We start from the raw sequence: 17,686 nt of genomic DNA, 5'->3' as shown, positions 1-17,686 counted from the left end.
ATTGTTGGCCGACCTATTGCGGTGGGCTTTGCGGCACGTCAACCAAGAGACAGCAATTACTTATATCACGGGTCCACAAGTTATAGTGCGCCGCCAAGGGGGAATGTTAGGTCGTTCTCCAAGGGAGAGACAAGACCATGACGTCGCAGGCAACACCGGTCGAGCAAGCCGTCGGCAGCGGAAACCCCCGCAGTTCGATATATAGAAGCGGCACATTATGGCTGCTGATGATTATCTCGACTTTGAATTTTCTCGACCGGCAGGTCCTCAATATTCTTGCCGAGCCGATCAAGCACGACCTTGGATTGTCGGACACCGAAATCGGCCTGCTCACCGGCCTTGCTTTCGCACTTTTTTATACCGTCCTTGGCATCCCGATCGCGCGTTACGCCGATCGGCCGACCACGAACCGGTCAAGCCTGATCGCGGTGTGCCTTGCGTTCTGGTCCGGGATGACCGCGCTGTGCGGCATGGCGCAAAGCTACGGCCAGCTTCTGATGGCCCGCATCGGCGTCGGTGTCGGCGAGGCGGGCTGCACGCCTGCTGCCCATTCTCTCATCAGCGACCTCTACCCCAAGGAGCAGCGGGCCTCTGCCCTTGCCCTTTACGGACTCGGTCTGCCGATCGGCACCCTACTCGGTCTGGGGCTGGGCGGCGGGCTTGCGGAACTGTTCGGGTGGCGCGCGACCCTCATATCACTGGGCCTGCCCGGTATAGTTATCGGCCTCATTTCCTATATTGCTATCCGCGACCCCCGGAAGTTTGGCCTGCTTCCGCCCGTTACGACGCCGCAACCGTCGATGAGAGACGTGCTGAACGAGATTCTGGCGTCGCGCGCTTTCCTCTTTCTTGTCGCCGCGATGGCGCTGGGGTCGTTCCTCAGCTACGGCAAGAATGTCTGGCAGGCGATTTTCTTCATGCGCTCGCACGGTCTGACGCCAGGCGTCGCGGGCCCAGTCCTGGGCTTGGTCGTCGGCATCGGCGCAGCGTTCGGAGCCTGGCTCGGAGGATGGCTGGCGACCCACTATGGAACGCGGAACCCGCGCCATATCCTGACCGGCCCGGCGCTGGGCGGCTTGCTCGCCATGCCGCTGTCGCTCGGCGCCTATTATACGGGCGACTGGCGCCTTGCGGCCGTCCTGCTCACGCTCGCCACAATTTCGAGCGGCCTCGCTTACGGGCCCACCTTCACATGCGTACAGGGCCTGGTCCGACCGCAATCGCGCGGTGTCGCGACCGCCATTTTCCTGTTCGTCATGAATCTTATCGGCCTCGGACTTGGCCCGCTTTTCTTTGGCATGCTGTCCGATGCGCTTCGTCCAATCGCTGGCGTCGAGTCGGTCCGCTGGGTCCTGTATATCGCGGTGGCTCTCGCCCCGATCCCCGCCTTTTTGTTCTGGCGATCCAGCCTGCATCTTAACCGGGAGATGAAGAACTGATGGCTAACCTGACCATGTACGCCGGGGCCGAGGCGGTCCTCGCAGCCATCCGTACGGGCGAATATAGCGCGGCCCGGGCCGCCGCCTCATATCTTGGCGAACAGCCCATCTTTCGCTGGAATCGGGGGGAGGCGAACGGCCGCGAGGCGGTGTTCGAACGGCTCGTCGGCCAATGGGCGCTGACACCCGCGCTCGGCGGCGGCCTGTGGGAGATGGGTGAAGGCGACACGGCGAATCAGATCGTGATCCGCGGTCGCTTTCCCGGCAAGGGCGCCGTGCCCGAAAACTATCGCCTCACCATCGACTTCGACGGCGAGGCGAAAATCACCACGATTGCCGAGAGCTTCGCGTTCCCGAAGCCGCCAGAGGCCGTGCCCGAAATGCCCGCCTACGTCCGGCGCTGCATCGACCACGCGCTTATCGACCAAAAGCCCATGACCGTTGGCTATGCGCTCGACGATGGCCGCGTGTCGCTCTCGCTGCGGGGCACCGTCCAGACGCGCGGGGGCGACACATTGATCCTGTGGCTGCGTAATCCGACCGGCGGGCTGGCCGAGGCCATTCGCGCGGGCCAGCCCATCTCGTTCCTCTATCGCGACAGCGCCTCGCGAACCACGCTGACTGCCGAGGCAAAGGGATCGATCATCGAGGAACCGGTCGCAAGACGAGCGATCTTCGACCGCACGCCCGAGGTCGAGCAACGACACGACCCCGCCCTGTCCGGCGCGGCCGCCGCGCTCAAGCTGGTGCGGCTGTCGGGCACTACCCCCGACGGCCCGATTCTGGTGATACCCGGCACCTGAGGCGTCAGCCCTCGACGAATGCGATGCCCTCGCACTGCACCAGCATCGCGCCGGGCAGCGTGTCGACCAAAAGCGTATGGCGTGCGGGCCGCACCGCCGGATCGGGGAAACAGGCGACCCATGTCCGGTTGACAACCTCACGCGCGTCATTCGACCGGACCTTGACCGTAAGCTTGACCAGATCGTCCATCGACCCGCCGGCGGCCACGAGAATTGCCGACAGATTGTCGAACATCGCCGCAACCTGGGCGTCCAGCCCCTCGGCAAGCGCCCCGGTTGCGCGATCGATCCCGTGAACGCCGCCGGTCACGACGAGCGGACCTTTACGGCTCGCCGCCGGAATCGGCTGCGCGCCGTGCGCAAATCCGTCGATATATATGGCGCGGCGGCTCATCGGTTCATCCCTTCTAAAGATCGAGTATCAGCGTATCGCTGAGCGCACCCGAACAGCAGATCATCATCGTTTGCCCGGCCGCCTTTTCCGCATCGGACAGGATCATGTCCTTGTGATCGGCGATGCCCGAAACGATCCGCGTCTCGCAGGCGCCGCAAATTCCCTGCTCGCACGATACCTCGACGTCGATTCCCGCTTCGCGAAGAACCTCGACGATTGTTTCGCCCTTCTGGACGCAGAAGCTTCTGCCGGATTTGGCGAGCAACAGGTCGAACGCCTTGTCGGACGGCGCGATCGGCGCCGCCGAGAAATGCTCGATATGCACCTGGTTGGCCGGCCAACCGAAATCTTCGGCCGCCCTGGTGAACGCGTCGAGCATGGGCGCGGGGCCGCAGCAATAGACATGAGCGCCGGATGGTGCCCGCTGGAATACCGCGCGCAGGTCGAACAGCCGTCCGCCTTGCTCGGCATCAATGTGGATGTCGGCGATGGCTCCGGCGCCTGCCAGCCATTGATCCAGATTGAGCAGGTCTTCGCGCGTCCGGACGACCTGATGAAATTGCAGGTCGAGGCCGATCGTGCGGGCGCGATGCGCCATCGCGATCATCGGCGTGATGCCGATCCCGCCGCCGATGAGGATGACCGGCGCGCCGCCTTCTTCCAGAGCGAAATTGTTTCGCGGCGCCCCGATCCGGATCAGGTCGCCGACGCGAAGCTTGCCGTGGATATGCGCCGACCCGCCCCGCCCTTGCCGATCAAGCTTGATGCCGAGCAGGTAGCGATGCTGCTCGGCAGGGTCGTTCATCAGCGAATATTGCCGGACCATGGCGTCCAAAAGGTGGACGTCGACGTGCGATCCCGCCGTGAACGGCGCCAACGGCTTCCCTTCCGGATGGCGCAGTTCATAGATATTCATTTCGTGTGCGCCATAATGAATAGCGGTCAGGCGTAGCGTCATGACGCCATCCTTCTCGCCAGCCATCATGTCGCCGACCCACACGTCATTCTCTGACCCAGCCTCGGGGTCCCATATCTCAAGCATCGACCTTTCCAAGTTCCAGCCGGGCAATCGCCCGGTTGTGAACTTCGTCAGGCCCATCGGCAAGGCGCAGGGTGCGAATTTGCGCATAGGCGCGCGCAAGGCCGAAATCCTCACAGATGCCGGCGCCGCCATGCGCCTGGATCGCATCATCGATGATCGACAGCGCGATGCGCGGCCCCGCAACCTTGATCATCGCGATCTCGGCCTGCGCAGATTTGTTGCCCGCCTGGTCCATCATGTCGGCGGCTTTCAGGCAAAGGAGCCGTGTCATTTCGATCGCCGTGCGGGCTTCGCCCAGGCGCTGTTCCCACACCGACTGCTGCGACAATGTCTTGCCGAAGGCGACGCGCTGCTTCAGGCGGCGGGCCATCTTGGTCAGCGCCTCTTCGGCGACGCCCAGCGTACGCATACAATGGTGGATACGGCCCGGCCCCAGCCGGCCCTGTGCGATTTCGAAACCCCGACCTTCGCCCAGCAGCAGATTCTCCGCCGGAACCCGCACGTCGTTGAGCCGGATTTCCGCATGGCCGTGCGGGGCGTCGTCATAGCCGAAAACCGGCAGCATGCGGACGATCTCGACTCCCGGCGCGTCCATGGGAACGAGGATCATCGATTGCTGCGCGTGGCGGGGAGCGTCGGGGTCGCTCTTGCCCATGACGATCGCAACCTTGCATCGCGGATCGCCGGCGCCCGAGGACCACCATTTCCGGCCGGAGATGACATAATGATCGCCATCGCGGCGGATGCGCGTTTCAATGTTCGTCGCGTCGGAGGAGGCAACGGCGGGCTCGGTCATTAGGAACGCCGACCGGATCCGGCCTTCCATCAACGGCCGCAGCCATTCTTCCTTGTGGTCCCGTGTGCCATACCGCTGCAGGACTTCCATGTTGCCGGTATCGGGCGCGCTGCAGTTGAACACTTCCGATGCCCATTCGATGCGCCCCATCTCCTCGGCGCAAAGCGCATATTCCAGATTGGTAAGCTGCGGCCCTTCGAATTTGAAACTGCTATCGACGGGCTCTGCGCCCGAATGCGGCGGCATGAACAGGTTCCAGATGCCGGCGGCCTTTGCCCGCGCCTTTTCCTCCTCGACGACAGGCAGGACCTTCCACCGTTCGCCTGCGGCTTGCTGCGCGTGATAATCGGGATCGCGCGGCCGAACATGCGCCTCGATATGCGCGCGGACGCGGTTCTGCCAATGCGTCTGCCGCTCACTCAGTGCGAATTCCATCTTATTCTCCGTTCATATCTTGGGGCGCCGGATCAGCGCGCGGCCGGTTTGAAGAACGGCACCGGGGGGCCGCCTTCGGTGGGCGTAAAAACCACTTCGACACGATCGCCGATGGCCAGCGTGTCGGGATCGCAGTCGACGATGTTCGTCATGACCGCAGGACCTTCGTCCAGCGTTACATAGGCAAGGACATAGGGCGTGTTGGGACCGCGCCGCATGGTCGAGAAGCTATAGATCGTCCCCTTACCCTTGCTGTCTTCCCAGGCGGTGGCGTCCGAAAAGCAGAAGGGGCAGCGGCCGCGCGGCGGATAATGCGGTTCGTTGCACGATCTGCAGCGCTTGATCGTCAGCCGGCCTTCGGCAGCGGCGTCCCAAAAGGGCTGGGTTTCGACATTGGGCTGCGGCGCGGGCAGCGGGCGGGAGGAAACAGCGGTCATCATTGACGCTCCAGAACAAGGGTGGCCGCGGCGTGCCGCAGGCCCAGAATGCCGCCGATGCCGTTGACGGCGGCGAGATCACAGTCGGGCACCTGCACCGCGGCATTCGCCTCGCCGCGCAATTGCCGCACGGCTTCGATTACCTTGGTGATGCCGCCGCGATTGGTTGGGTGGTTGTTGCACAGGCCGCCGCCGTCGGTGTTGAACGGCAATCGTCCCGTGCCAGCGATCAGATTGCCGTCGGCAACGAACCGGCCGCCCTCGCCCTTGGCGCAAAAACCCATGTCCTCGAGCTGCAACAGCACGGTGATGGTGAAGCTGTCATAGATCGACGCATATTTGATGTCGGCCGGCGCCACCCCGGCCTCGGCAAAGGCACGCGGCGCGGACTGCGACGTCGCGGTGACGGTCAGATCGAGCCCGCGGCCGCCGCCATGCCCCTGCACCGCTTCGCCCGCACCGCGCACGGCGACTAGCGGGCGCGACAGCGACTTGGCGATCTCCGGCGACACGACGACGAGCGCGCCCCCGCCATCGGACACGACGCAGCAGTCGAGCCGGTGCAGCGGATCGGCGATCATCGGCGAATTGACGACATCCTCCACCGTCACGACATCGCGAAGCATGGCGTTCGGATTATGCTGAGCATGATGGGATGCAGCGACCTTGATCCAGGCGAGCTGCTGCGACGTCGTGCCATATTCGTGCATGTGGCGCGCGGCGCACATGCCATAGGCATTCGACGTGCTGTACCCGGTCCACCATTCGAACTGTTCGTCGGGACCGCCGCCACGAAATGCGTTGAACCGCTCCGACTTCGGCCGTCCTGCCAGGGTGATCAGCGCGACGGAACATTTCCCTGCGGCGATCGCGGCGGCCGCATGGGCAACATGGATAATGTACGAGGAGCCGCCGGTTTCGGTGGAATCGAGATGTTTGACCCTCAGCCCCAGATAATCGACCATGTTGGTGGCGCCGTTGCCCGGTGCATCACCCGCACAAAAATACCCGTCAACATCGCTGTGTGACAGTCCGGCATCGGCAAGCGCCCCCGCAGCGCAGGTTGCATGCAATTCGGGAGTGGAGAGGTCGGGAATGATGCGGAGCGGATGCTCCCATGCGCCCGCGATATAGGCCTTGTTTCGGATCGTCACGTGATGCTTGTCCCTATGCAAATGAAGTCATGGCGATGTCTTTGACCTGCGCGTAATCGATCTTCCCGTTCGCCATGCGGGGGATCGCGTCGATAAGCTTGAAATGTCGCGGCGCCTTGTAGGCGGCCAGTTTGCCGCGAACATGGTCGCGCATGGCATCCTCACCCGGATCGGCATCCGGCCGCCGCGCGACCAGCGCGACGATGCGTTCGCCGAACCGCGGGTCGGGAACGCTGGTGACCGCAGCATCGGCAACGCCGTCAAACAGCTTGAGCGCCTCTTCCACTTCTTCGGGAAAGACCTTTTCGCCGCCGGTGTTGATGCATTGCGATCCGCGCCCCAACAGCAGGATCGACCCGTCGGCAGCGACGCGCGCCCAATCGCCGGGCATCGACCAGCGCCGCCCCTCGATCGTCGGGAAGGTTTCGGCCGACTTCTTGGGATCCTTGTAATAGCCGAGCGGGATAAAGCCGCCGATCGCAATCCGCCCGGTTTCGTCGGAGCCTGGCTCGACGCGGCGTCCATCCTCGGTGAACACCGCGCAATCGGGCGTCAGCGCGAAGCTCGCCGTGCTCACCTCGGCATCGCGGGTGGTCGTCGACTGCGCCATGCCAAAGGCCTCGGAGGAAGAAAAACTGTCGGTAAGCGCAATATTCGGCAGATGGCGCAGCAGCCCCTGCTTGTTCTCCCGGCTCCAGATCGTGCCCGACGACCCGATCGATTCCAGCGCGCCCAGCGCCCAGCGCGATGGCTCCGCCTCGAGCGCATCGAGCATCGGCTGCGCGAAAGCCTGTCCGACGATGGCGATCCGGTGTACCTTATGCTGCGCCGCCGCGTCCCACAACCGGGACGCATCGAAGCTGCCCGGCGGCAACAGCACCAGCGTCCCGCCGGCGCCAAGGACGGCGAGCGACGAGATCAGGCCCGTTCCGTGCATCAAGGGGCACGCGATCAGCGACCTCGGCCGCTTCGCCGCCTGCGCGGCGCGCGGCCCCGCATCCGCGGGCGACTGCATCGGTGGCAAGCCAGCCAGAGCGTTCGCACCATAGCCGAAGCGGCCGATGACGTCGGCCTGTTGCCACATCACGCCCTTGGGCACTCCCGTGGTGCCGCCGGTGAACAGCAGCATGATGTCGGTCCCGCGGCGGCCCCACGGTGCGCGATACGGCCGCTCGCCGCTGTCTTGCGCCACCAGATCGTCGAGACTGACCGCCCATGACGGGACGGGATCGCTGTTGCGCGGGATCGCGACCCAGGTCTTCACCGACGGCAGGCTGTCCCGAACGTCGGCCAGCAGGTCCGTAAAGCCGGTTTCGAAGACCACCGCCTCGGCATCGCCATTGTCGAGCAGCCCGGCGATCTCGTCGCGGCCATAGCGATAATTGACATTGAACGGGACCAGACCCGCCTTGAATGCTGCGAAATAGGTCAGCAGATATTCGGCGCTGTTGAAACTGTAGGCTGCGACCTTCGACTGGTGCGACAGCCCCGCCCCGACGAGGTGGCGCGCCAGCGCATCGGCCGCGCGGTCAAAATCGCCATAGCTGACGACCCGCTCGCCCTGAATGACGGCGGGTGCGTCGGGGATGGCGGCGCACACCGATTCCCAGATGTCGGGGAAAGTCCAAACTGTCATTCGATGCCACTCCGGTAAGCAGTGCGATCCCGCGCGACGAAACGTAACACGGGACCCGACCGCTACAACCTCAAGCGAAGATGCCGCCCGATTGCGCCTTTTCGCGCAGCAGCGGCGCTACCTCCACACCGTGCCGCTCTAGCCCGGCGACGATGCGGTCCAAACCGTGCGTGTTCGCCCAGAACATCGGCCCGCCCGTGTAGATCGGCCAGCCATAGCCGGTGACCCAGACGACATCGATGTCCGACGAGCGCTGTGCGACGCCCTCGGCAAGGATTTTCGCGCCTTCGTTGATCATCGGATAAATGGCGCGCTCGAGGATTTCCTCGTCGCTGACCTCGCGCTTGGCCCGCCCCGCCTTGGCGCGGAAGGCGTCAATGATCTCCGCAGTCTTCGCGCTGGGCGTGCGATTGCGCTGATCGTCATAGTCGTAGAATCCGGCCTTGGCCTTTTGGCCAAGCCGCCCCTCGGCGCACAGCGCATCGCGGATCGTCTCGATGCGGTCCGGATCGCGATGCCAGCCCACATCGACGCCCGCCATGTCGCTCATCTGATAGGGGCCCATGGCGAGCCCCATATCCTCGGTGAACACCTTGTCGATTTGCTCGGGCGATGCGCCGTCGAGCAACATTTCGGTGCAGGGCGCGCTGCGCTGCGCCATGATGCGATTGCCGATAAATCCGAAGCACACGCGCGAGACGACGGGCACCTTCCCGATTGTCTTGCCGAGCGCCATCACCGTCGCCAGCACGTCGGGCGCCGTCTTCGCGCCGCGCACGACTTCGAGCAGGCGCATGACGTTCGCGGGCGAAAAGAAGTGCATGCCAACTACGTCCGCAGGCCGCCCGCTGGCCTCGGCGATCGCATCGACGTCGAGGAAGCTGGTATTGGTCGCAAGGATAGCCCCCTTCTTGGCAATCTTGCCAAGATCGGCAAAAATCTGCTTCTTCAGATCGAGATTTTCATAGACCGCCTCGATCACCAGATCACTCTGCGCGAAATCTTCCATTGTGAGGGACGGCGTGAGCCGAGCCATGATCGCATCGACTTGATCGGCCGTGAACCGTCCGCTTTTCACGGAGCGATCATAGTTCCCCCGGATAACCCCGATGCCGCGGTCGAGTGCTTCCTGGCTTGTGTCAACGATCGTCACCGGAATGCCGCGCGTCAGAAAATTCATCGCGATCCCGCCGCCCATCGTTCCGGCGCCAAGAATTCCGACGCGTTCGACCTTGCGCAGCGGCGTGTCGGCAGGCAGGTCGTCGATCTTCGCCGCCTGTCGTTCGGCGAAAAACATATGCCGCTGCGCCGCCGACTGGGTGCCGTTCAGCAGCTTCACAAATTCGGCGCGCTCAAACGCCAGGCCGTCGGCAAAGCTTGTCTCGGTCGCCTTGACGACGCAGGCGATATTGGCGGCAGGCGCATCAAAGCCTTTGAAACGCCGGCCGTTGGCGCGAACAAAAGCCTCCACGGCCTCAGGGTCGGGCGCGGCGCTGCGCTCGCTTGCCCGGGGCAACGGGCGCACATCGGCGATCTGCCGCGCGAAGGCTACCGCCTCGTCGGCCAGCGAGGCATCATCGACGACTTTGTCGACCAACCCGGCTTCCTGCGCGCGTAATGCCGAAATGGGATCGCCCTTGGCGGTCATTTCAAGCGCCAGAGCCACTCCGGCGATACGCGGCAGGCGCTGGGTGCCGCCGCCCCCTGGCAACAGTCCCAGCTTAACCTCGGGCGTCCCGACTTTCGCCGAACGGGCCGCAACCCGGTAATGGCAACCCAGCGCAATCTCGCAGCCGCCGCCGAGTGCCGTGCCGTGAATGGCGGCCACGACCGGCTTTTCGAACGCCTCGATGCGTTCGATGACGTCAAGCAGGCTAGGTTGCTGCGGAGCTTTCCCGAACTCCGTGATATCGGCGCCGGCGAAGAAGGTCCGCCCGTCGCAGCGGATAACGACGGCCTTGATCGCGTCCTCGGCCAAAGCTTCGTCGAGCCCTGCGGAGAGACCCTGGCGCACCGCCGCGCCGAGTGCGTTCACCGGCGGGTTGTCGGAGATTATCACCAGAACGTCGTCATTGCGCTCGGTGCGAACGGGAGAAGTCATTGCAAGCTATCCTTTTTCTTTGAAATTCGGGCGTGGTCCCGCGACGGGGAGAGACACGAGAGGAGTGCCGGTGGACCACGCCAGGGCGGGCGTCAGAAGGTGAACTTCACGCCGCCCGTGTATGCACGTCCGATGAAGTCGTAGAGCATGCCGTTTGAGGCCCGCGGCTGAATCGTCGCCCCGTTCGGCGCAATCGGCGGATCCTTGTCGAACAGATTGTTCACGGTGAAATAGAATTCCATCCGCCCACCCAATGTCGGCGGCGTATATCCGACGGTCACATCGGTATAGAAACGCGCCGGGATCGAGGTGTCCTGCGTCACGACGTAACGTTGGCTGCGGTCGAGATGCCCCGGACCGATATAGCGCTCCTGGATGAAGAGCTTGAACCGTCCGCTGCGATATTCAGCGCTGAACTGGCCGCTCCATTTGGCGACGCCGGGAATGCTCTGCGACGTGACGACGTTGAGATCGCCGACGCGCTCGAGCACGGCACCGTTCTGCACGATGTTGAGCGTCCTCGTATGGGTTGCAAGGAGCCTCAGATTGAGACGCCCGTTCAGCCCGATGCCCGACATGTCGGTCGTATAGCCAAGCTCATAATCCTCGCCCTTCGTCCGGAGACGCGCAAGGTTGGACTGGAGCGTGATGATCGAATTCAGCGAGCCGTCGGGATTGCGTATGACCTGCGGACAACTGGTTCCGCAGGCGGCGAGCACCGCTTCGCGCGTCGGTGCGGCGATAACGTCCTTCACCTTGATGTTGAAATAGTCGATCGAGGCGGTCAGGCCCGGCAGGAAGCGCGGACGGAAGACGACACCAAGCGTGAGCGAGTCCGCCTTCTCTTCCGAAAGCGCGAGGTTGCCCTGATTGACCTGAGTCACGGTCACGCGCGCGCCGCCGTTCAGGGGGTCATTCACGGGCTGGCCGATGACCGGCGTCTGCGGTTGGAAGCGCTCCTGGATGCTCGGCGCGCGGATGTCGCGCGACCGGGTAACACGAAACTTGATGTCCTCCACGGGCGCCCAGATCGCGCCAGCTTTCCACGTGACGACACCCCCGACCGAGCTGTAGTCGGCGTAGCGGATCGCGCCATTGATATCGAGCGACTGGAAGAACGGCGTATCCCGCAGGATCGGCGCCGCAATCTCGACGAAGCCTTCGCGAACGCTGAAGTCGCCGCTGTAGCCGGCCGCCGGGCTCGAGAAATAGGCGCCAGGCTGGTTGCGCTGGGCAGCGGGATAGCCCCTGATCCCGGCGCCGGTGCGGATGACATCATTGTCCGGACCGCTTGTCTGTTCAGCGGTTTCGCGGCGATATTCGAGCCCCATCGCGATATTCACATCACCCGCCGGCAGCGTGAAGAGCGAACCGCGGACCGTACCCGCAACGACCAGCTGGTCGATGTCATAGTTGAGGTATGTGGTCCGCAGCACATAATTGAGGGCTTCCGCCGACGGGGCCCCATCGCCGAAGGTGTTGATCGGGACGCACCCCTGACCGATCGGCAGGCCGAGCAGCGTCGACCGGCATACGATACGGTCGGTCGCCGGATCGAAGACGGCATCGATCGCATTATAGAGGTTCTCGATGTGCGGATTGTTCGACGTCAGCAGATCGAAGGTCGAACGACCGTAGGATCCGTAGAGCGAATATTTCCAGCCGCCGCCCAAATCACCGTCGATACCGGCGACGAAGCGGCGGGTTCGTGTATTGTTGGTGAATTCCATATCGCCGAAGTCGAAGTTGCTGCGGTTCATCGAAAACGACTGGATGCCATTCGCCGCCATCGTGTCGCGCAGCGACTGTGACAGATAGGGATTGTCGGCGAAGATGGTTTCGGGCGATCCCAGAAACTGCCCCGAGTTAAACCCGAAATAATGAGCCCTGAGATGGTTGTATCCGCCCTCCACAAACACCGTGTGGCCGTCGGCGACGTCGTAGCTCACCCGTCCGAAGAAACTCTTGAGGCGATAGCCCGCGATCAGATTGGCGCGCCGGATCGAGCCATCGCCTCCGCTCATCGTCGAAGACGAAACATTGACCCCTTGCGTATAGGGCACAAGCGAACCGTCCGGAAGAAATTGCGTCCGGGCTATCGGACAGGTCACGCCAGCCGGCTGACACGCGGTTATCACGCCCCCCGCGGTCGACGTTGCGTCGCGCACATTGGGGGCAACGATAAGTTCGGGCGAAGTCAGGCTCGATCCGATCACGCCCCACCCAGCTTCGGCCCATTTGCGGCCATTATAGTCGAGGTTAATTCCGTTCTGGTCGAAATAGTCGGCCGAGAAGAGCACATGGCCGCGGCCATCAGCAAAACTCGTGCCCGCCGTTACGCTGGCTTTCATATTCCCCGCGTCCCCGCGTGACGACAGACCGCCCTGCAGATTGAGCTTCAGCCCGGTATAGCGTGTATCGAGGACGAAATTGACCGCGCCGGCCACCGCGTCGGACCCGTAGGCCGCCGATGCGCCGCCGGTTACGACGTCGACACGCTTCAACAGCCCCTGCGGGATCATGTTGGCATCGACGGCCCCCGTCATTTGCGTCGGCACGATGCGGCGGCCGTCGAGAAGGATCAGGGTACGAAATGGCGACAGAGCACGTAGCGACAGCAAGTTGGCGGCGGCGCCGAGAGTCGTACCCGCCGATCCGGCGCTCGAAGCCTTGGTGGAGCCGCGAAAGGCGGGAAGCTGCCCGACGGCTTCGGCGAGATTGCCCGGCGTGGCCGTCGTAAGCTGCTCGCTCGACACAACCGTCACCGGGGTCGGCGCGTTCGCGCCATCGGTGATCGTCCGCGATCCGGTGACGATGATATCGGTGTCGGCAACCGCCGCACCGTCGTCTTCGATGGATACGGGCGGCGGCGGGTCGACAGCCTCCTGGGCATTCGCGCCGGTGGCGAACACCGCCCAAGCCAAGGTCATCGTCGACACGGCGAACCTGAGGGTTCGGCCCGGCATCTTCCTGTTCAACATGTCACTCTCCCCATGATGGCTATCTTGCCATTGTGTCGTTCAGTCGGACAAAACCGTCCCGTTCGCGCAAGCAAAGCCTGCCGAGCCAAAGCTTTTCCGGAAATGTCCGGCGCCGACGAAGCGGCGCCGGTATCGTCGTCAGTCGGCGAGCGCCTTGGCTGCCGGCCGCAGGACCGTTTTCATGTTTTCCTCATAGGCGTCCTGCCAGGACTTCTCGACGTCGGCGGTGAAAAAGCCCCCGCGCGACTGGAGGAACACCTCGGGATCTTCGGTCCCCGGAGGCGGCGTTCTATTGTCCCGATAGGCAAGCGCCGCACGCAGGATGCGCCGGCGGGTTCGCGCGATCATAAGGTCGGCCTGCGTCAGATGTTCGAAGGCGTGATCGGTGATTGCTCCCATCGATTCCGTGATGGCGTGATCCTGAAGATGGATATTCTCCATGCCCGTATAGTTCACCCCCGACCGCTGCGCGTCGCGATCGATCATCCAGTCGTTCGATTCCACTTCGCGCAGGCGCCAGCGGCCGTACCAGTCGGTCGTGTTCGGAATATAATTATTGGTGAGGCGATAGCCCTCGTCGAGGAATTCGCCATTCTTCTTCGGCCGCGCTTCACGCTTGAGCGCCTCCTTCCAATAGACGTTGATGAACATCATGCGTTCATCGTCGATCGGCACCCAGGCGCGTGCGTGCACGGCTTTTTCGAAGATGCCGGCCGGATTCTGGGTCCAGAAGGGAAACATGAAGTTCGCCGTGCGCCAGTACATCTCGCCGTTCGGCAGCTTGCGATAGGCGCCATAGCTCGTGCCCCACGGCGTGTCGTTGACCTCATATTTGGGCGCGCGATCAATGACCGTGGGATAATAGATATGATCCTCCGGCAAATCTTCCGCGTTCACCGTTCCCGCGTGCAGGAAGCCGAAATGCGCGGTGTCGATGTCGCCCTCGAGCGCCTGCAGCCAGTTGCAGTCGCGATAGACGAAGTGGATGCTGAGTTCCTCTTCGGGAAGCAGCGTTACCTCGATATCGGGAAGCGGCGGCGGATTGTCCTGATCCTTGCCCATATAGACCCAGATCAGTCCGTTGCGCTCATGGACCTTATACGCCTTCGAATGGATCTTCTGTCGTACATTCTCGCCATCGGGAACGCTCGGCATGTCGATGCACTTGCCCTCGGCGTCGAACTTCCAGCCGTGGTAGACGCAGCGAAGTCCGCCTTCCTCATTCCGGCCCAGAAAAAGCGAGGCGCAGCGGTGCGGACAGCGGTGGTCCATGATGCCGACCTTGCCGTTGCTGTCGCGGAAGGCGAGGAGCTTTTCGCCCATGAGCGGCAGACGCATGGGGTCGCCATCGGCCTCGAGCTCGGACGACATGGCGCAAGGAATCCAATATTGACGCATGAACTCGCCCATGACCGTCCCCGGTCCGACACGTGTCAAATTAATCGAATCTTCCTCAATCGACATCTCGTCTCTCCCTTTTTCCTTGGAAGCAAATTTCCCTTAAATTCTGCCATGAAGTCAATATCGGCCACCATTCCGTTTAAGGCACCGATATAAGATTATTGAAATTCAATGAGGGTTCACAGGCGATCATTGCGGTGATTTTGCTCGGCTAATCCGCGTCCCAGACGGCATTGCGCCATCATTTTAATTTAACGACAAGCTTGCCGGTGGCCTTCCGGTCCGCGAGCGCCTGGATCGCCTCTCCGCCACGGTCGAGCGGAAAAGTGGCGGTGACGCGCGGCGCGATCTTGCCATCGCGCCACCATGCGAGCAGCTGTTCGATGTTGGTCCGGTTCCGCTGCGGGCTCCGTCCGGCAAAGGCTCCCCAGAAGACGCCGCAGACGTCGCAGCTCTTGAGCAGCGTGAGGTTCAGTGGCAGGCGCGGGATGCCGGCAGGAAAGCCGACGACCAGATAGCGCCCCTCCCAAGCAATCGATCGGAGCGCGGGCTCGCAATAATCGCCGCCGACCGCATCATAGACGACGTCGGCGCCGGCGGCGCCGACCGCGGCCTTGAATTGGTCCGCGAGCGCCTTTGACGCCTCCCTGTCGAGTGGCTGGTGCGGATAGATGATGACATCGTCGGCCCCGGCCGCGCGGACCAGATCGGCCTTTTCCCAACTTGAGACGGCACCGATCACGCGCGCGCCCAGCGCCTTGCCGATTTCGACCGCCGCCAGGCCGACCCCGCCCGCTGCCCCCAGAATGAGCAACGTCTCGCCGGCTTTCAGCCGGCCGCGATCGACCAGCGCATGGATGCTGGTGCCATAGGTCAGCAACAACGCCGAACCCGAAACGAAATCCTTGTCGGCCGGCAGATGATAGCTGTTCGCCGCATCGATCGTGACCTGCTCCGCCAGGCCGCCCACCCCGGGGGCCCCGAAGACGCGATCGCCGATGCTGAAGCCTTCGACCTCGGCGCCAACCGCACTGACCACGCCCGCCACTTCTCCGCCCGGGGCAAAAGGTCGCTGGGGCCGCATCTGATATTGATCGACGATCAGCAAGGTGTCCGGATAGTTGATCGCGCACGCGTGAACATCAACGAGTATCTGGCCGGGCGCCGCGATCGGCGCCGAAAGCTCGCCGATCCGAAGCGTCTCGGCCCCTCCGGTTTCAGTCGACAATAATGCTCTCATTCCCTTTTCCTCTTCGAATGATTATCCTTGTTGGCCGTCAGCCGAACACTATGCCGTCCATCAGCTTGCGCGCCGATCGGACCAGCCCTGCGCTTGCCACGTTCCCGTCCGCATCGAGGCTGAGAATGCAATCCATCGTGCCCGAGGGATGTTCGATCCCCAATCGCCGCCGCGGGCCGCCGCCGCCCCGGGCGAGCCGAGTTGCCACGCTGTCGGGAAGAATCGCGGCTGTCGCCACGGTCACCGCCGCGAGCACGCCAACCGACCGGTGCGCGCGGTGGGGAATGAAACTGCGCACGCAAAGCGCTCCCCCCTCGCGCGCCGGCGCCACAAGCATTATCTTGGGGACCGGCTTTTCGGTGACATCGCCAAGCCCCATCCGCGGTCCCGCCTCAAGCCGGATATTTTCGATCCGCTTTCGTAATCCGGCATTCGCTTCGAGGTCGGCGGGATCTTCGTAACCGGTCACGCCGAACGCGGCGGCCGCGACGATGATGCAGGGCATCCCGTTGTCGATCAGCGTGCAGTCGATCCCGGCGATCGCCTCGACGGGCTTGCCTGTAGGCAAAAGCTCTCCGCATTTGCTGCCCGCGATGCCGCGAAACTCGATCTCGACCTCGATCCCGCTCTTTGGATCCATCGCCGCACCGTATTGCAACCGGCCGCCGGGGGTCGCGACACGAAGCGCCGCGACCGTCCCCGTATTGACCTGCAGCACCCGCGCCTCGGTGATCCCATCGGCCGCATCGAGCAACCCTCGCTCGATCGCGAAGGGCAGAACCCCCGCCAGCATGTTGCCGCAATTCTGATCGTCGGCGACCTGCCCGGTCTCCGGTACAACTTGCAAAAAATAATAATCGAGGTCGGCATCGGATCGTGCGCTCGTCGAGATGATCGCCACTTTGGAGGTGAGCGGATGCCCGCCGCCCATGCCGTCCGCCTGCGCGGAATCCGGCGACCCCATCGCGCGCGCCAGCCATGCATTGCGCGAAGCGGTATCGGACGGCAGGTCCGATGCCAGGAAAAAGCCCCCCTTTGACGTGCCTCCGCGCATCCACATGCATCGCGCGGCGTCAAACATAGCGCAGACCGCGCGCCGCAAGTTCATCCCGCATGGCATAGATATCAAGTCCGAGCTCGCCGGCGGCGAGACGCGCGCGCTTTTCCTCTTCGCGTTCGATGCGCTTCGCCGCTGCCGCGGCAACCTCTGCGGCTTGTCCGGCCGCGACGATGCAGACCCCATCATCGTCAGCCACGACAATGTCGCCCGCCGCGATCGATGCCCCCGCACAAACCAGCGGGACATTGACCGAACCAAGGGTCGCCTTGACCGTGCCCTGCGCCGATACGGCACGCGACCACACGGGAAAGCCCATGTCGGTGAGCTCGCGCACGTCGCGCACTCCGGCCTCGATCACCAAACCCACGCAGCCACGGGCGCGGGCCGAAACGGCAAGCAGCTCGCCGAAATAGCCATCGCTGCAGGGGCTGGTCGGCGCGACGACGAGGATGTCGCCGGCTGCCATCTGCTCGATCGCGACATGCAGCATCCAATTGTCGCCGGGGGGCACTGAAACGGTGACTGCCGACCCGGCGATGCGGGCACCCCGAAACAACGGCCGCATATAAGGTTCGAGCAATCCTGTGCGCCCCTGCGCTTCATGAACGGTGGAGACGCCAGCCCTCCCCAAAGCGGCAACGACGTTGCCATCGACACGCCCTATGTCGCGAACGACTATTCCGGCCATAGCTTTTGCTCTCCCTCAACCACTACAGGGAAGGGCTTGTCGCCGGAACGCGCAAGTGAGAAGTAGGCCCGAGATATAA

Annotated in this window: 14 protein-coding genes; 2 read left to right on the top strand and 12 right to left on the bottom strand. The window is 63.4% G+C overall.

Annotation, left to right across the window (positions count from 1 at the left end):
* Positions 1–137: 137 nt before the first annotated feature.
* Positions 138–1,439, top strand: coding sequence for a spinster family MFS transporter (locus tag VSX77_RS12570; RefSeq protein ID WP_338424951.1), 1,302 nt, complete (start codon positions 138–140; stop codon positions 1,437–1,439).
* Positions 1,439–2,242 (top strand): hypothetical protein, encoded by an 804-nt coding sequence (locus VSX77_RS12565; protein ID WP_338424950.1) that lies wholly within the window; start codon positions 1,439–1,441, stop codon positions 2,240–2,242. The genes VSX77_RS12570 and VSX77_RS12565 overlap by 1 nt, the downstream gene beginning before the upstream one ends.
* Positions 2,243–2,246: 4 nt before the next feature.
* Here the strand turns inward: VSX77_RS12565 and VSX77_RS12560 are convergent, their stop codons facing one another.
* The 12 genes from VSX77_RS12560 to VSX77_RS12505 form a co-directional block, all read right to left on the bottom strand.
* Positions 2,247–2,636 carry a RidA family protein gene (locus VSX77_RS12560; RefSeq protein WP_338424949.1) on the bottom strand — a complete coding sequence of 130 codons (390 nt, stop codon included), beginning with the start codon at positions 2,634–2,636 and terminating at the stop codon, positions 2,247–2,249.
* Between the two features lie 13 nt (positions 2,637–2,649).
* Positions 2,650–3,678, bottom strand: coding sequence for a PDR/VanB family oxidoreductase (locus VSX77_RS12555; protein ID WP_338424948.1), 1,029 nt, complete (start codon positions 3,676–3,678; stop codon positions 2,650–2,652).
* On the bottom strand, positions 3,671–4,909 hold the full coding sequence (locus VSX77_RS12550) for an acyl-CoA dehydrogenase family protein (protein ID WP_338424947.1): 1,239 nt from the start codon (positions 4,907–4,909) through the stop codon (positions 3,671–3,673). The genes VSX77_RS12555 and VSX77_RS12550 overlap by 8 nt, the downstream gene beginning before the upstream one ends.
* Positions 4,910–4,941: 32 nt before the next feature.
* Entirely contained in the window at positions 4,942–5,346 is a 405-nt protein-coding gene (locus VSX77_RS12545) for a Zn-ribbon domain-containing OB-fold protein (protein ID WP_338424946.1), read from the bottom strand.
* Positions 5,346–6,500, bottom strand: coding sequence for a thiolase domain-containing protein (locus tag VSX77_RS12540; RefSeq protein ID WP_338424945.1), 1,155 nt, complete (start codon positions 6,498–6,500; stop codon positions 5,346–5,348). Before VSX77_RS12540 ends, VSX77_RS12545 begins: the two co-directional genes overlap by 1 nt.
* Positions 6,501–6,513: 13 nt before the next feature.
* Positions 6,514–8,136, bottom strand: a complete 1,623-nt coding sequence (locus VSX77_RS12535; RefSeq protein ID WP_338424944.1) for an AMP-binding protein — start codon at positions 8,134–8,136, stop codon at positions 6,514–6,516.
* A gap of 70 nt (positions 8,137–8,206) precedes the next feature.
* Positions 8,207–10,237 (bottom strand): 3-hydroxyacyl-CoA dehydrogenase NAD-binding domain-containing protein, encoded by a 2,031-nt coding sequence (locus VSX77_RS12530; RefSeq protein WP_338424943.1) that lies wholly within the window; start codon positions 10,235–10,237, stop codon positions 8,207–8,209.
* A 92-nt stretch (positions 10,238–10,329) separates the two neighbouring features.
* Positions 10,330–13,218, bottom strand: a complete 2,889-nt coding sequence (locus tag VSX77_RS12525) for a TonB-dependent receptor plug domain-containing protein (RefSeq protein ID WP_338424942.1) — start codon at positions 13,216–13,218, stop codon at positions 10,330–10,332.
* A gap of 138 nt (positions 13,219–13,356) precedes the next feature.
* Positions 13,357–14,616 (bottom strand): Rieske 2Fe-2S domain-containing protein, encoded by a 1,260-nt coding sequence (locus tag VSX77_RS12520; protein ID WP_422397227.1) that lies wholly within the window; start codon positions 14,614–14,616, stop codon positions 13,357–13,359.
* A 244-nt stretch (positions 14,617–14,860) separates the two neighbouring features.
* Positions 14,861–15,859 carry an NADPH:quinone oxidoreductase family protein gene (locus tag VSX77_RS12515; protein ID WP_338424940.1) on the bottom strand — a complete coding sequence of 333 codons (999 nt, stop codon included), beginning with the start codon at positions 15,857–15,859 and terminating at the stop codon, positions 14,861–14,863.
* A 37-nt stretch (positions 15,860–15,896) separates the two neighbouring features.
* Positions 15,897–16,919, bottom strand: coding sequence for a 4-oxalomesaconate tautomerase (locus tag VSX77_RS12510; protein WP_422397226.1), 1,023 nt, complete (start codon positions 16,917–16,919; stop codon positions 15,897–15,899).
* A 13-nt stretch (positions 16,920–16,932) separates the two neighbouring features.
* The gene (locus tag VSX77_RS12505; RefSeq protein ID WP_338424938.1) at positions 16,933–17,607 is read right to left on the bottom strand and encodes a 4-carboxy-4-hydroxy-2-oxoadipate aldolase/oxaloacetate decarboxylase; all 675 of its coding nucleotides are present in this window, start codon (positions 17,605–17,607) and stop codon (positions 16,933–16,935) included.
* Positions 17,608–17,686 lie beyond the last annotated feature (79 nt).

This window comes from Sphingopyxis sp. TUF1 (genome assembly GCF_036687315.1).
GTDB lineage: Bacteria > Pseudomonadota > Alphaproteobacteria > Sphingomonadales > Sphingomonadaceae > Sphingopyxis > Sphingopyxis kveilinensis.
Note: the sequence above shows the minus strand (reverse complement) of the source record. Positions and strands in the feature narration are given on the sequence as shown.